Annotated in this window: 14 protein-coding genes and 2 pseudogenes; 8 read left to right on the forward strand and 8 right to left on the reverse strand. The window is 53.7% G+C overall.

The genetic code is table 11. The annotated features are described in order from the left end of the window. Positions 1–92: 92 nt before the first annotated feature. The 4 genes and pseudogenes from RBB80_RS09555 to RBB80_RS09570 all read right to left on the reverse strand — a co-directional run bounded on the left by RBB80_RS09555 (position 93) and on the right by RBB80_RS09570 (position 2741). Positions 93–662 carry a hypothetical protein gene (locus RBB80_RS09555; protein ID WP_433967977.1) on the reverse strand — a complete coding sequence of 190 codons (570 nt, stop codon included), beginning with the start codon at positions 660–662 and terminating at the stop codon, positions 93–95. A 135-nt stretch (positions 663–797) separates the two neighbouring features. Then, positions 798–1145: pseudogene (locus RBB80_RS09560) on the reverse strand (TniQ family protein); the annotation flags it as partial. A gap of 136 nt (positions 1146–1281) precedes the next feature. Next, positions 1282–2240, reverse strand: a protein-coding gene (locus tag RBB80_RS09565) for an IS5 family transposase (protein ID WP_433964472.1) whose coding sequence is annotated in 2 segments (ribosomal slippage) — positions 1282–1685 and positions 1685–2240 — 960 coding nt in all. Because the reading frame shifts where the segments join, the coding sequence is not laid out codon by codon here. Between the two features lie 147 nt (positions 2241–2387). Then, positions 2388–2741, reverse strand: a complete 354-nt coding sequence (locus tag RBB80_RS09570) for a helix-turn-helix domain-containing protein (RefSeq protein ID WP_433967978.1) — start codon at positions 2739–2741, stop codon at positions 2388–2390. Between the two features lie 305 nt (positions 2742–3046). Here RBB80_RS09570 and RBB80_RS09575 point away from each other — a divergent pair, with 305 nt between their 5' ends. Next, positions 3047–3385 carry a hypothetical protein gene (locus tag RBB80_RS09575; RefSeq protein ID WP_433967979.1) on the forward strand — a complete coding sequence of 113 codons (339 nt, stop codon included), beginning with the start codon at positions 3047–3049 and terminating at the stop codon, positions 3383–3385. A gap of 629 nt (positions 3386–4014) precedes the next feature. Here the strand turns inward: RBB80_RS09575 and RBB80_RS09580 are convergent. Next, positions 4015–4746: a hypothetical protein gene (locus RBB80_RS09580; RefSeq protein ID WP_433967980.1), complete on the reverse strand. Its 732-nt coding sequence runs from the start codon at positions 4744–4746 to the stop codon at positions 4015–4017. A gap of 205 nt (positions 4747–4951) precedes the next feature. Between RBB80_RS09580 and RBB80_RS09585 the strand changes: the two genes are divergently transcribed. The 5 genes from RBB80_RS09585 to RBB80_RS09605 all read left to right on the forward strand — a co-directional run bounded on the left by RBB80_RS09585 (position 4952) and on the right by RBB80_RS09605 (position 9779). Continuing rightward, positions 4952–6652: an alpha-amylase family glycosyl hydrolase gene (locus RBB80_RS09585; RefSeq protein WP_433967981.1), complete on the forward strand. Its 1701-nt coding sequence runs from the start codon at positions 4952–4954 to the stop codon at positions 6650–6652. Positions 6653–6747: 95 nt separating this feature from the next. Next, positions 6748–7203 carry a hypothetical protein gene (locus RBB80_RS09590; protein WP_433967982.1) on the forward strand — a complete coding sequence of 152 codons (456 nt, stop codon included), beginning with the start codon at positions 6748–6750 and terminating at the stop codon, positions 7201–7203. A gap of 14 nt (positions 7204–7217) precedes the next feature. Then, on the forward strand, positions 7218–8639 hold the full coding sequence (locus tag RBB80_RS09595) for a hypothetical protein (protein ID WP_433967983.1): 1422 nt from the start codon (positions 7218–7220) through the stop codon (positions 8637–8639). After that, complete coding sequence (locus tag RBB80_RS09600) at positions 8636–9115, forward strand: hypothetical protein (protein ID WP_433967984.1); 480 nt, start codon at positions 8636–8638, stop codon at positions 9113–9115. The genes RBB80_RS09595 and RBB80_RS09600 overlap by 4 nt, the downstream gene beginning before the upstream one ends. A gap of 160 nt (positions 9116–9275) precedes the next feature. Continuing rightward, entirely contained in the window at positions 9276–9779 is a 504-nt protein-coding gene (locus RBB80_RS09605; protein WP_433967985.1) for a transposase, read from the forward strand. Here RBB80_RS09605 and RBB80_RS09610 read toward each other — a convergent pair. Continuing rightward, positions 9662–10402, reverse strand: a complete 741-nt coding sequence (locus tag RBB80_RS09610) for an IS30 family transposase (protein WP_433969594.1) — start codon at positions 10400–10402, stop codon at positions 9662–9664. The genes RBB80_RS09605 and RBB80_RS09610 overlap by 118 nt on opposite strands. Positions 10403–10617: 215 nt before the next feature. Continuing rightward, a pseudogene (locus RBB80_RS09615) lies at positions 10618–10863 on the reverse strand (IS30 family transposase); the annotation flags it as partial. Positions 10864–12040: 1177 nt separating this feature from the next. Here RBB80_RS09615 and RBB80_RS09620 point away from each other — a divergent pair. Beyond that, a complete protein-coding gene (locus tag RBB80_RS09620; RefSeq protein WP_433967986.1) occupies positions 12041–12277 on the forward strand; it encodes a hypothetical protein in 237 nt (78 codons plus the stop codon). A 256-nt stretch (positions 12278–12533) separates the two neighbouring features. Beyond that, a complete protein-coding gene (locus RBB80_RS09625) occupies positions 12534–13112 on the forward strand; it encodes a hypothetical protein (protein WP_433967987.1) in 579 nt (192 codons plus the stop codon). Between the two features lie 870 nt (positions 13113–13982). On the opposite strand, the gene RBB80_RS09630 is transcribed toward RBB80_RS09625, so the two are convergent. Next, positions 13983–14447, reverse strand: a complete 465-nt coding sequence (locus RBB80_RS09630) for a hypothetical protein (RefSeq protein ID WP_433967988.1) — start codon at positions 14445–14447, stop codon at positions 13983–13985. Positions 14448–14455 lie beyond the last annotated feature (8 nt).

Below are 14455 nucleotides of genomic sequence, written 5' to 3' on the forward strand. Positions count from 1 at the left end.
AAGTGGTGAAACATTTCCATAAGCTGTTGTTGCTCAATAATTTAAGATGTGGAATAACCTTCCGAAACAAATTGGAGGTAAGACGGGCAGTTCTACTGTCCCGTCTTCTCCCGCTCCCTCGCTTCCTGGATAGACATTCGAATCTGTATGGTCGAGCATAAATCTGGATAACGAGAAGCAATCTCTTCCTGGGAAACAAACTTTTCAAATTCATTGCGAACAAAATTGAACTCAGCGTAACGCTTGTCATAGAGAAGACGACGATAAAAAATTCCGTAGATCTGGTTGGGCCCCAGATGCCTTTGACTGTTATCTATCTCTGGCAGTTGGTCTTTATGATAGGCTGTAAACCCGTCGGGCCATCCAAGAAGCATGGCTGATGCTCTGGATCCGAATGCTATGGCGCGTTCTACAGTGGATCTACGGAAGGATTTCCTTCCATAGAGTATAGGTTCTGTAAACACAAATAGCTGGATTAAACAAAGCAAAGAGTGGAGGTTAAATTGAGCTATTTCGAGCGGAAACTGGGCGGCCACAAATATGTGACTGTTCTTCCCAAAGACTAAATCCGCTTTTAAATCTGTCGCAACCTTCTGTCTTTTGGCAAGCGTGTTAGTTCTTTCCCGACCTATTCCAATGGAAAATAGAATCGCTGCATTCAAGGCAAGAGTGTCTCTCTGTGCGCCTACAGTAGGGATATTGCATAGATCACTACCGCATTCGCACAGATTGATTCTCGGTCGGGTCCACCGTAATCTCCTTCTGCAATGCGGGCATGTGTCGATGAGCAGACATCTATGCTCTACACAAGCAGTGATTAAGTACAGGTCCCAAACAGCCAAACATACGGCACGCTCATTCAGACACAGGGGGCAGACGCGCGGATATCGAAAATTGAGCTGAAGGACGTCAATGTTCGTTCCCAAGAAACGGCAACGCTTTTCAGAATAGCCTTCCACTTCCGTGTAAAAGAGTTGTCGGCACTCAATGATTTCCAAACGAAGTGTCCTTGCTAGATAAAGGAGATCTTTTTCCCCAATCGTCTTGGCGCAAGTCTTTAGCCCCGCCATCTCCAGAATTGATAAGTAATTTCTGTATTCATTTACCTGAGCCACTCGGTATAGATATCCAATCGGACTCTCTAGGGAACCTCTGCGTAGGCGTCTGACTTTCTGGGGTCAGGGAGTGGGCATGGAAGATGCGCGGGTTTTGGTTGGTTTGATGCTGTTGGAGGGCTAATTGGAACGCGCATCCGCCCGTTTTCCGGGGCTTCCAGGCGCACTACTGCCCAAGGACTGCCAGACGTTTGCGGTGCAGGTACAGGTTCACCAGCGCGAAGTTCGCGCACAGGCGGTGATGGTTCTTCGCGATGCCTCTGTATCTCACTTTGTCGAAGCCGAAGATGCGCTTCAGGATCCGGAACGGATGTTCTACCTTGGCCCGCACCCTCGACTTACTCCGGTTCTTCTTTTTCTGTAACTCGTCGACATAGTTTTTGAACTTCGTCCGCTTGCAGGTCATGTCCTGTGCCTTCGGAGCGGCCTCTTGGATGGCGTCGGTCTGGCCCTGATAGCCGCCGTCGCCCCACACCTTACGCTCTTGGCCGTGCAGCAGTTCCGGTAACATGTGGCAGTCCGCCACGCTGGCTGCGCTCGTCGCCACAGAGTGGACGATGCCCTCCTCGCGTCCACGCCGATATGCGCCTTCAGGCCGAAGTACCACTGGTTGCCCTTCCTGGTCTGGTGCATCGCCGGGTCGCGCTCGCCACTCGCGTTCTGGGTCGACGAAGGCGCATGCAGGATGGTCGCATCGACAATCGTGCCCGTCGCGATCCGGATGCCCCTGGCATCCAGATGCACGTTCACCGCATCCAGCATCAACCCGCCCAGCTCGTGCCTCTCCAGCAGATGACGGAACCGCAGGATGGTCGTCTCATCCGGCGCAGGCGCAATCCCAAGGTCCACGCCAACGAACCGCCGCAGCGCCGCAGACTCGTACAACGCCTCTTCCACCCCAGGGTCCGACAGATTGAACCACTGCTGCACAAAGTAAGTCCGCAGCATGATCGCCAACCCTACCGGCTGCCGTCCCTTGCCCGCCTTCGCATAGTGCGGTCGTACCAGGGCTTCCAGCGCAGACCATGGAACCACCTGCTCCATCTCGTCCAGAAACAACTCCCGCCGACTCTTCCGCCCGTACTTCTCAAACACACCCTGACTCGACAGACTCTGCTGCTTCATCGCAATCTCCTCGCAGCTATCAGATTAATCAATCAGGCAAGCGATGCAGAACTTGTGCAGACTCTCCCTAGGAGAATCGGCGCTGTCTTGAACAAAAGACGTGCTTTATTCATATATGCTTTGGTTCTGATTGTTATAAAAGTAAGGTTATGTGCCGAATCCAAATTGACCTACCGGTGCAGTCGAAACAGCAGGCAGCCTAACTGATGTAGCGCTTCGCAATATTGAAAGGCAACGCGTTGATACTAGCGCTAACTGAGACCGTCTAAATCTTTTTCGAGTTTTTGCATGAAATCCGAGCTGCGGATTCCAAGTGCAGCACATATCCGATACAACTGCGTCGACACGGCGTTCGCCGCGCTCCATCTTGCTGATCGTCGATTGTGTGTGAGACAACGTGAGGGCAAGTTGCTCTTGACTAAAACCCGCTCGCTCTCGAGCCGCTCTTAGACGGCGCAGGAAAATCCCATATTCACGCGAGAACTGCGATTTTTCCTGCACAAATTGAGGATGAAGTCTATGATGGAATAGTCCAAAATCGACTATTTGAACAGCCGTCTTCTAACACTACTTAGTAATCACGTCGGCGGGCATGTCCCTCTGTGCTCTTATTAGAAGCACCAGCATCTGCCCTTGAAGCGTTCTCCGATCAATCAATGAAGGAGATAGGTAATGGGTATCCAAATATTCCAAAGTCAGAACTTTCAGATACAGTTTGACGACACGAAATTTGACGCTGCGAGCATTTCCCAGGTGAAGGCCAGGGCGCAGTTCATGACTACCGCATGTGAAACTGCCTGGCGACCATGTGCGGCTGGTTTGGCGTGAATGCGGCACAGAAGTTTGGTCCACAAAATCGCGTAGTCGTGACGCTGACGAATGACGTGAACGGCGCAGTGAACAGCGGATATTCCGTGCACAACTCGCAAATGAGCGTTAACCCTGAAATCGGCCAAACGAATGATTTAGTTATGTTGCTTTTTGCTGACGAGATGAGTGAGATCCTGATGACGATCGTTGCGGATGGGCACCGGGCTTCAGTGGTGGTGAAGGCTTGTCGCGCGGGTGCAATCAGCAGATGGATAAAAGCGCTCCTTTCCCTGATTGGCGCTCTGCTGCTTTTCATCGGAGCGTACTACAAGTAAGCCATTGATTGGATTTTCCTGCGACAACATCACAACCGAAGCTCCTCTTGCTGGGCCAGCTTCCTGGCAGCAATGTCTGTCATGGTCGAAGCTGAGCAAAGACCAGCCGCATGAGTTGACGAAAGATGATTCCGCGCACTGCGCCGCTCTTTCTCCGAGTGGGAATCACCGAGATGTGCAGATCAGAAAAGGAAACGTGCTGACTTTCGGTCAAATCCGGAACCTGAGAGCGATATGGTCCCGGCCCGACAGCTTCCGTAAAAAGCCGGAGAACCTTCGAAATCTGGCCGGGTGTCGTCGTCTTACCAAAGAACGAAATCCCAGGAGATCGACATGCGTGATGAGGGCGGTCTCGTAATTGACCTTTCGTGGCTTATCGGGCATTTCGTTCACTATATCGTCTCAGCGCTCATTCACTAATGAGCAACCGCCAGCGGGGCCGAATACCAGTTTTATCCGGACTCAAAACGCATCAATCTAGCGACGCCGGGAGTCATCCGCCCAAACAATACCCTCACTACCGTTGGCGCAGAGAACCATCCTTGCTGAAGTTGAGGAAGATCGGAAAACGGAAGACGACGAGGATTGGAGTGCCATTAACAGGCATCCGCTTGGAGGTCGTAGAAGTATCAAGCCGATTTGCGATCATAGGTACAACCAACGGCTCGGGCGAGCTCTGACGCAAATTCCTGGTCCTGCATCGCCGCGAGAAGAGTGGAATAGATCGGAGCAGAAGGGCGAATACTCTTCCCAAAGGCGTCGAACAACCAAAGCACACCGTCGTATCTGTAAAAGCTGATGTAGGTCAGCAAAGCAGCGCACCAGGCAGCATCCTCACTATTGTCGGTAGGCGATGCAATATCGTCGACCCAATATCCGACGTATGGTCGTAGCGAGGCGACCTCAACTAGACCCGTTTTGACGTAGCTTGCCAATCTCTCAAAGCCGTCGAGAAGTGCGTCGTATGCATCTCGTATTGCCGCCTCTGCATGAGTGAAGCTCGTCTTGTGTTCCCTCTCGTCATCGACCGCCATATCGATGTCAGCGCCGTTCGGCGTCAAAAGGGTATGTGGTCGCAGGCCTGACGCTTGCATGGCTCTCGTCACGACGACGCTTCCTTTTTCCGGCGGCGCATTTTCAAGAAGATCGACCCTGCGATACCCCCAATCAATGAGGATCAAAGCCTTCTGAACCCTTGGAGTGGCGAAGAACTCCTTCATTTCGTTCGCTAGGAACTCAGCCCTCTTCCACTTTTCAGTCCGATAGTAGGTTGATACACCAATCGAAAACACAATAAAGCTACCTACCGCTCCTGCGACGGTCACAACATCTTTAGCGTAGAGAATCGCTGCGCTCGGCATGGCAGAGACTGTACATCACTTTGGGGTCGAATCGATTGTTTTTGTTAACAGGCGAGGTGAAGAGGTCAGCGGGAGCGCCGGTGCAATATTCTGCAGATCAAATACATACGATTTCTAGACAAGGGAACTAGTACTCTTTCCTGACTTAGTGCATACTAATCGCACTAGCCCGGGCCTGGTCACTCACCTCACTGCGGAGTTGTTTATGAGTGTGCTCACTTCTCTGACGGACGTCGATCTGTCGCCCATTCCTGGCAAAGAGTATTTCAACTTCGAGCGCGAGTGGCGGGAAGAGTTCATCTATTTTGCGATGACGGACCGCTTCCAGGATTCTGCAAATCGTATTGCCACCACTATCGCCGGACGTTCTATCGGAGTAGCGGCAGGAGGTGACTTTTACGGAGGCACCATCCGGGGAGTCACCAACAACCTTGCCTATATCGCTGGGCTGGGCTGTACTGCGATCTGGCTCTCGCCGGTACTCGAAGCAAACTCCTATCACGGGTATGACATCAACAACTATCTCGACATCGATCCGCACTTTGGCACCAAGCAGGACCTTGTCGACCTCGTCCAGGCCGCTCACAATTTTGTAAAGGGCGACCAACCATGGCCCATCCGCATCATCATGGACGTTGTAATCAATCACTCTGGGGATAACTGGGGTTATCCAGGCAATTTTTCTTACAATTACAGCGGTGGCCAACAGTTTCCATTCGGAGCCTGGCGAAGGAATGATCGGCCCATTCCTGTAGAACTTCGTAATCCTGATTACTACCATCGGTGTGGACAGATCGGCAACTACGAGGCGCTCCCTGAGTACCAACTCGGAGATATCGCCAGCCTGAAAGACTACGAAAACGATGATAATCCGATCGGTTCGACGGTCATCAACGCCCTGATCATGGTCTTCTGCTATTGGATTCGGGAAGCGGACGTCGATGGCTTTCGCGTCGACGCAGTAAAGCATATGGGAGCGTTGGCCTGTTCGAGGTTCTGCTCGAACGTCAGGGAGTATGCCTACGCCCTCGGAAAGCGCGGCTTCTTCTTGTACGGGGAGGTCGCCGAAGCATCTGACGATCTCTACAACAGCTATCTTGGGCCCAATACGTCGGTACAGGTTGGAAATGACACGGTATTCATTGGGCTCGACTCGGTACTCGATTTCCGGCTGGCGGAGGGGATTTATCAAGATCCCAACAATGCGCCGTTACCCACGATTTTGAAGGCCCAGAACGGTCCCCAGGGCCTATTCAACCGTCTGGAACTGCAGCTCAATCGAGCTTTGAATCGTGGCGAGAGCGGTCGCTATCTTGTGACCTTTGTCGATAATCATGACTCATTCTGGCAGCCGACTGGACGATTCGCGAACGGAGCAACAGACGACCAAGTCATTGCGGCGATCGGTTTCATCCTATGTGCGTTAGGCACTCCATGTATTTACTACGGGACGGAGCAAGGGTTTAGTGGAAGCGGTGGCGATCCACAAATGCGTGAGGCAATGTTTGATAAAGCGAACAATAGCAGTCTGTTGAATACCGGTTGCAGAATCTATCAAGAGATTGCAAAGATCGCAGCTGTGATGCGCGCTGAAGAACCTTTGCGCTTTGGTCGCATGTACTACCGTCAGATCGGCAATGGGACAGACTTCGGCTTGCCGTATGGAAGTCAATATACCTTGGCATTCTCTCGACTGCTTTACACGCGCGAGGTCTTGGTGGCCTACAACGTATCCGGGGCCTCTAGAAGCGACAGCATCCTCGCCGACAGTACGATTCACTCGGCTGGAAAGACTCTCGAATACCTCTACGGAGGTATCGGCAGTGTCGTAGTACAGGCGGCTCCAAGCGGGGCCTGCTATATGACGCTTCCATTGCGGCCGTATCAGTTCGTCATCCTTGGATGACATTGTCAATGGTCCGCAGAATTGCCTCCTTTCTGTTCTGGGCCGCGTTGTGATTTCGACGGCTGACTTCGATAAAAGAGACGGAGCGGACTTCATTGCGTATCCAAATTTCGAGAACCTTGCAGTACCTCTACTTCCTTCGGTTTAGTCTCATCCTCTGGCTCTTTCCGCCCGTCTTTGCGCTAGCTGACTGGGGTTTGCTTTCGTTTTCAACCAGGACTCTCACTCGCGGTATCTTCGTCCCCGAGTACTGGTCCGGATATCTCGCTTTCTATCTGGTTGCCTCTGGTTTCGTAGCTCTTGCCACTGCGCGAACGACTGTCATCAACGGGAAGGAACGCTTTGCAGCCGATAGGCCGAATTGGCTAGTGAAGCTCCTCGCCAACGACGCTGCTCAGGGAGAAGTGTGGCCGGTCTTTTACTCGCTCATCCCGACAATCCTCATATTCGTCTATCTTGTGATCGACGGTTTTTGTGAGGAGGTGGACGGACACGCAATTGCCCTCGGTCTCGCGATCGGGACGCAGCCCTCTTGTTTTGGTACGTTCTGAACGCCTGGTATTACTTGGCCTATACGAGGCCGGGCGATCCCAAGAAGAACGATCTTCTCAAGCTCGGAACCAACGCTGCCCGCACCATCCTCTTTCCCAGACACTGGTTCTTCCTCAAGCCACCCGGGACTCCTGTTCTCGACGCGCCAAAGACCCTCGAAGACATTACAACGTCCCTCCGAAGAAGCGACTGGCTTGGGAGGCTCACAGCCTATGTCTCCAACAAGTCGAGCGAACTTCCGCGCCTACCCGGGTACGTGAACAAGATGAACCAGTTTTATGAAGCACAAGTCTTCACATTCATCTCGGCGATCGGATTTATTGTGCTCTTCTGGGTGCTTTACCCTCTTACCGCTCCAAGGCCGACGGCCTGGTCGCGATTGGCGTTCGCTGTCATCCTGGTGTCTCTGCTTCTCGTGCTCAGGGTGTTTTTTAGCGGCAGATGCGAAGACAAACGGCTCCTCCGTCGATGGCAGGCTTTCCTCAGTGGCGGAGCAGTTGGCTTTTGCGCCGTCATTCCCTTGGTCTACTGTCTGACTGATCCAGAGCGGTTTCCCACCCTGGCCGCGGTGCTGCTGCTCATGATCGTTCTCGGCTGGACATTTGCGGGTTTCGCCTTCTTTCTGGATCGTTTCCGCATTCCGGTCCTCACGCTCTTTATCCTATTCGCCCTTGTACCGCGCATCTTCCATTGGTACGGAAGCTCCGAAGAGCATTATGTTTCCACGACTCCCCTGCGTCTTGATGACGCAGAACTAAAGCTTTCCACTCCAGCTCAGATCCTTGGGGCAAAGCTCAAGGCGGACGCGGATGCCGGTGAAGAGGATAGTCACCCCTTCATCATCGTTACTGCGACTGGTGGCGGCCTACACGCCTCGGCTTGGACAGCGCGGGTACTCAAGCAACTCAACGATGAGATGGCCTCGGAGACCGAAAGCTTCCGCAAGCATATCGTGCTCCTTAGCACTGTCTCTGGAGCAAGCACTGGCCTGTCCTACTATCTCCGCGAGATCGACCCGGCAACGAGCGGCGGTAGCCCCGACTTCAACAGAATGGTCATCGCCTCTCAGTGCTCGAGTCTCGAAGCAGTGGGCTGGGGGCTGGTGTACTACGACGTGCCCAAGGCAATCGTGCCCTTGGCTCCCGTCGTACTTCGATCTTCTTCGGATGATGACGACCTTGAATCCTCACCCTCTTCAAGGACCGTACCCGGGCGCTCCGTAGCGGGTTCGCCAGAAATGCCGATGACAGCTACTGCATTTCCTCCAGTCGGAAAGACACGTCATCTAACATCCAAGGGCCACCCCCAGAACCGAAGGTGCCATGGTATCGGCGTCTGTGCATCTGGTGTCTATGGCCTTCCCGGGCGAGCGGACCAGCGCAACTTACACTGGCTGATTTCCAGAACACTGCTGTTTTCCCGGCCTTCACCATGAATACGACCACAGCGGAGGCAGGCGAACGCTTCTTGCTTTCCAACTATCGGCTCCCTAGCTACGCAATCGGACCTATTGAGGGTCCGCCGGCAGAATCCTTCCTGGACATCTTTAACTCGAACAAACGCGCCGATCTACCGCTGGCGTCCGCGGCGCAGCTTTCGGGCACCTTCCCTTACGTCTCATCCGCTGCCCGAATTCCAGAAACCTACACCGACAAGGACAACGGTAGTGATGGCCACAGCGTCCACTTCGTCGACGGCGGATACTACGACGACGATGGCACATCTTCTGCCATCGAGTTCTTGCGCTACGCGCTCGATCCGCCTGTGCGGGGCTTCAACGACAAGCGCTATCCGAACGATGCAAACGATCAGGCAATCGCCATAAGCCAATTGGCTTACCTTCCCTCCCATCATCTCCCGAAGTTCCCTGAAACCGGGGCGGTCTCAACCGGTCGGTGCAACACCATTTGATATGAATTCATTTTCTAAAGGTGGTGTTTATGGCACAAGGAAAACGGAACAGGCTTTCCACTGAGCAGAGGACGGAGATGTGGCGCCGTTGGAAGTCGGGCGAGTCGTTGCATGACATTGGGCGCGCCTTCGGTAAGGGCATGGTTCTATTCGGTTCCTGTTGACGCAGCGCGGAGGTATCGTTCCTGCTGCTCGTCGGCGTTCACCGCGAACGCTGACGCTGGCCGAGCGGGAAGACATCTCACGAGGGATTGCTTCCGGTTCGTCGATTCGGGAGATAACCAACGGGTTGCAACGGCCTGTGTCGACAGTGAGCCGGGAGGTGGTGCGTCACGGTGGCCGGCCACTCTATCGAGCCAGCGAAGCCGACCGTCAGGCATGGAACTCAGCTCTGCGACCCAAGGTGTGCCTTCTTGCCATCGAAGAGAAGTTGCGGACGATCGTGGCCAGTAAACTGATCCTGGACTGGTCGGCGGAACAGATTTCGAAATGGCTGAAAGTCCACTCTTCCAACAACGAGAGCCTGCGCGTGTCCCACGAAACCATCTACCGCAGCTTATTCATCCAGGCCCGCGGAGTGCTGAAAAGGAGCTGGTTCAGCACCTCACTGGCTTGCAGTTTACTCGCCGGAGTTTCAAAGCCCAAAGTTTGTCGCGGGCGTTGATTGAGGCGCAGAGCTACCTTGTTGAGATCGGCTTGAGAGTGGACGGACAAGTCGGTCTTCTTGGGGAAGTACTGTCTTAGTAGGCCGTTGGTATTTTCATTGGTGCCGCGCTGCCAAGGGCTCTGCGGATCACAGAAGTAGACCTTTACATTGGTGTCTACCGTGAAGCTCTTGTGTTTTGCCATCTCGTGCCCCCGGTCCCAGGTCAAGGAGCGCCGCAGGGTCGCGGGGAGTTTAAGCACATGCTTGCTCAGCGCGGCGACGACCGTCGCGGTGTCTTTGCTGGGCACTTTGACCAGCATGGTGAAACGCGAATGCCGTTCCACCAGGGTTGCGATATGACTGTTTTTGCTGCCTGCGAGCAGATCGCCCTCCCAATGACCGGGAATAGCGCGGTCTTCAACCTCGGCAGGTCTTTCGCTAATAGAGATGGCATCGACGATCTGACCTCGATACTGTCCCGCAGCCCGCGAGTGCCGTGAGCGACGTATAAGCCGCTTGGACCTGAGGTGCTCAACCAGCTCTTTTTCAGCACTCCGCGGGCCTGGATGAATAAGCTGCGGTAGATGGTTTCGTGGGACACACGCATGCTCTCGTTGCTGGAATAGTGGACCTTCAGCCATTTCGAAATCTGTTCCGGCGACCAGTCCAGGATCAGTTTACTGGCCACGATCGTCCGCAATGTCTCATGGTTCGCAAGAAGACACACCTTGGGTCGCAGAGCCGACTCCCAGGCCTGACGATCGGCTTCACTGGCTCGATAGAGTGGCCGCCCGCCATGACGCACCACCTCCCGGCTCACTGTCGACACAGGCCGTTGCAACCCGCTGGCTATCTCCCGAATCGACGAACCGGATGCAATTCCACGTGAGATGTCTTCCCGCTCGGCCAGCGTCAACGTTCGCGGTGAGCGCCGACGAGCAGCAGGAACGATCCCGCCGCGCTGCGTCAACAGGAACCGAATGGAACCATGCCCCTTACCGAAGGCACGCCCAATCTCATGCAACGACTCGCCCGACTTCCAGCGGCGCCACATCTCCGTCCGCTGCTCAGTGGAAAGCCTGTTCCGTTTTCCTTGTGCCATAAACACCACCTTTAGAAAATGAATTCATATCAGATGGTGTTGCACCGACCGGTTGAGACCGCCCGGTTTATCGGCCACTTGGCAAATAGATAAATCGCTCTGAATAGCTCAATGAGCGCTTTGGCCTGTTACCGTAAATCCAGAATTTTGCGGAAGTTTGGCCCGGGGCCCACTTCATAGACTGTGCGAGGCTCAAAAGCTTCATCCAGCATTTAATACTTATGAAAATCTTAGCGATATCAACCCTTCGACAAACCGCATACGTTTGAACACCTGCAATTGCATTAAAGCTCGAAATTGCGACCCGAACCTCAGAATTGCGCCGTTTCCAAATGTTCCCCAAAGTATCCGATGATCATCACCCGTCGAGATGGCTCGAACAAATAGTGAACTCGTCTGTTCTCACCCAAGTTCTTCATGTGGTATTCCATAAACTCTGTGCGGCCGTGATCTGTGGCGAAGTTTCGCATGTCGCGTAACCGGGGCGACTTCCTGACAGGGCCGCTTTCTCCAGTTGCGGGACCGGGCAATCGATTATGGGGAAACATGCCCCCGTCCCAGCTAGAAACCTCAGAGTCAGCTAAGAGCAGCGACTTCACAAGCCATTGGGAAATAGCGTTCTGTGCCCGTGAGTGCGCTGATCAGCGGTACGGCCGAGCGACCAAACCGGAGGTTAGGAACCAGTTCATGCGCCGAGCGATGAGGTCGGCACCACACTGGACTTCACCGGCCATTTCGGAACGAATCCAGTCTGCGTGGTCGGCCCAATGCTTTAATTCAGAAGCATTTCGAACGGTCTCATCGATCTCGCTCATCGTCCCGTCTTCGGATAGACGGCGTACCATTACCGAGATTACCGGCATTCTCCACGCCGCGTCCGAAGCGCAGCTGACGGCAATAGAACGATTGAATCATGCACGAGCCGAGCCCCTGGCGATGCAGTTACCGAAGGTCGTCTCTTCAAGATCTCCATCTATGTATGGGGATGAAGTAGCAAATCGAATGAACCGAACGCGATCATCCCGGTCTACAGACTTGTCAGTCATCCATATCGCAATTGGGTATCCGGCGATGGACTCTCCTCATCTTGAGCTTCCTCTTCGCTGTGCCTGTGTTGCTTGTATTTCTCTTATTTGATGGAGACCTTGACACTGGAGGTCACTACGAGGTCCTCCAAATGGTCCCCTATTCAAAAGGAAGAGTTGCCTTTGAAATTGAGCGATGGGACAATCAGGCGTTGAGCGGTCCTCGCTACGCAGTAATTGTCGATGATCACATGCCTTCAACCGTTGAACTCCGAAGGGCGATCATCAGCTTTTGGAAGCGCCGCAGTTTTGCGCTGGCGAATCCGAGTGTCAGCATCAACTGGTCAGGACCGAACCTGCTTACTGACGACGACCGCCCCGGGAACTAGCGCCGACTGGGTAGTCAATCAGTCGCATCGTATAGACGATGTTGTCGTTCAATACTCTGGCCGACCCTAGCTTAGGGAAAGTTCCCGAGAAGTCACGTTTGCGGCCACTTCCGATTTCCCGGTCGCTAACCTTCCGATAACCCCGTTTCTCGGGAACGGGACACCGAGATTCATCTATGAGCACGTCCTCGCGATCCGACTGGCAGGCGTTTATTTGTGACCGGTTGTGAAGCTTAGATCACAGTATTCTTATGCCATGCGCTTCCCACGAAATTGTCTGCTGCCTTTTGCATTGACTGCTCTACATATTGCTGCCGCACAGCAACCAGTCGCCACGATTAAAGGAAATGAGCCAAACGGGAATCCATCATCTGGAGGATATAAGCCTCCTGCTCTGTCGCTCACGCAGCTTTTGGAGAGTGATCACGTGCCTAATGAAGCAATGATGACCTTCGCGCGAACCGGTGATAGTGCGACATTTCGAAACACCATCATGCGTGCGGCGCAGGCTGGAAACATAGGTGCAGAGCTTCTTTTGGCGGAACAATATATCCCAGAGCAGTGCGCCTTTGAGCCCGATCAAGACGCGCCACATTGTGGCAAGAGCGGTAACGAGCCTCCGCATGTGGTCTTTCGGCGCAATCCGCTGGGAGTAGAAGCTTCCTACGAAGAAGCCGCACATTGGCTCCAAAAAGCCAGCGCACAGGGCTCCGGCGAGGCAAGTGAAGTGCTCGCGCAATTAATTACGTGGATGCAAGCCAATTGGACACGGTGCCAGCTATACCGCTGCGGACTCGGATCGCTTTCATGCGCTTGCGCGTTCTCAGGGATTTGACGTCGAGCAAATCAGCGCTACGTGCTATAAGCTCACGCCGGGGGGCAGTGGTATCAAGCTGGGGCGGATTCCTGGTCTCATCCTTGGCGAACCGCCTTCAAGACCGTTTACAGATTCAGGATCTGGCTGAACTCGACGAAGCCGGTCTTTTTGGTTCGTTGTTATATGGAGGAGGTTCGGGCAATGGCGATTCGGTATTGCTCATGAGGCCTCAAGGGACCGTTGCGCATGTCCGTATCATTCTGGACCACGATCCAGGATATGAGGTACTACTCCCTATCCCGGCGCATCGGGACGTCATTTACGTCCAGCGCGGAGACAAGTTTCTCGCTTTCCCAAGCGAGGGGCCAAACCTGCCCCGCTTCATATCAGTTCAGCCACTCGGTACCCCCGCTACACAAATCTCCGTGTTCACCCAGACAATGGACGGGGGATACTCAGGCGGGTTTTGTACTCGCTTTCCTTAGTTACACTGCATGACCTCCTTCAAGAGGAGTATTTTTTTCGACATCTCAATTGTCGCGAGTTCTCTTGAACTCCCCGAAAGTCAGGTTTGCGGCAAGTTCGTCACGAAGTTGCCGATAACCCCGGCTTTGCTGGCAATACCAACCGCCAAGCGAAGCGATACCCCGTGATAGACTTCACGCCTCAACGTGGCTCAAGGAATTCACACTGAAAGGAACTTCATGAGACAACTTAGGAAACAAGTGTTTGCCTTAGTTCTGTCCAGCTGTCTTCTCTCCGGGTATTACTCGTGTCTGCACGCTCAGGTCAACTCCGTTCACCCTAGGTAACGCTCCGTTGTCTGAACTGACATATGGCCAGGCAGATAACGCGGTTGTTAGCTGATTCAACCCAGCTCATTTTGTTTCATGAGAGCCATCCGAGATCCAAAAGGTCGGCGATAGGTTCAGTAAACGAACAGGAGCCGAAGCCGATAGCGACGTTCTCTCGCGCTTCTCTGATTTGTTCCGCGGATAGTTCCTGATCACGCCATGCAAGAGCGTGCCTGCTCCAGCGAAAGGCGGTAGGATCGTGTTCATTCAACACTGCTAAAACCTTCTCTTCTGTTGCTCCGTAATAGGCGATGATTGCCGCGACGAAGACATTGACGAAGCCGTTCATCAGAGCGGATGCGCTCCCCGGTTCATACGTGAGCTGTTGAACGGAACGCAAAGGATGATGCAGTCCAGCCGTTGCCTTGAAGGGAACCCTTGCTTCGGCGCAGGCCACGAGAAATTCCGCGACCTGCTCGACGCTTGGGATGGCATCGGCAGTAACGCCTCCGGTCCGAATCTTTGCGCGCGCGTTCCCTTCCTTCAGTGCAGGAATCATTTGCCTGC

Origin of the sequence: Tunturiibacter gelidiferens (genome assembly GCF_051013345.1) — a bacterium.
GTDB classification, from domain to species: domain Bacteria; phylum Acidobacteriota; class Terriglobia; order Terriglobales; family Acidobacteriaceae; genus Edaphobacter; species Edaphobacter gelidiferens_A.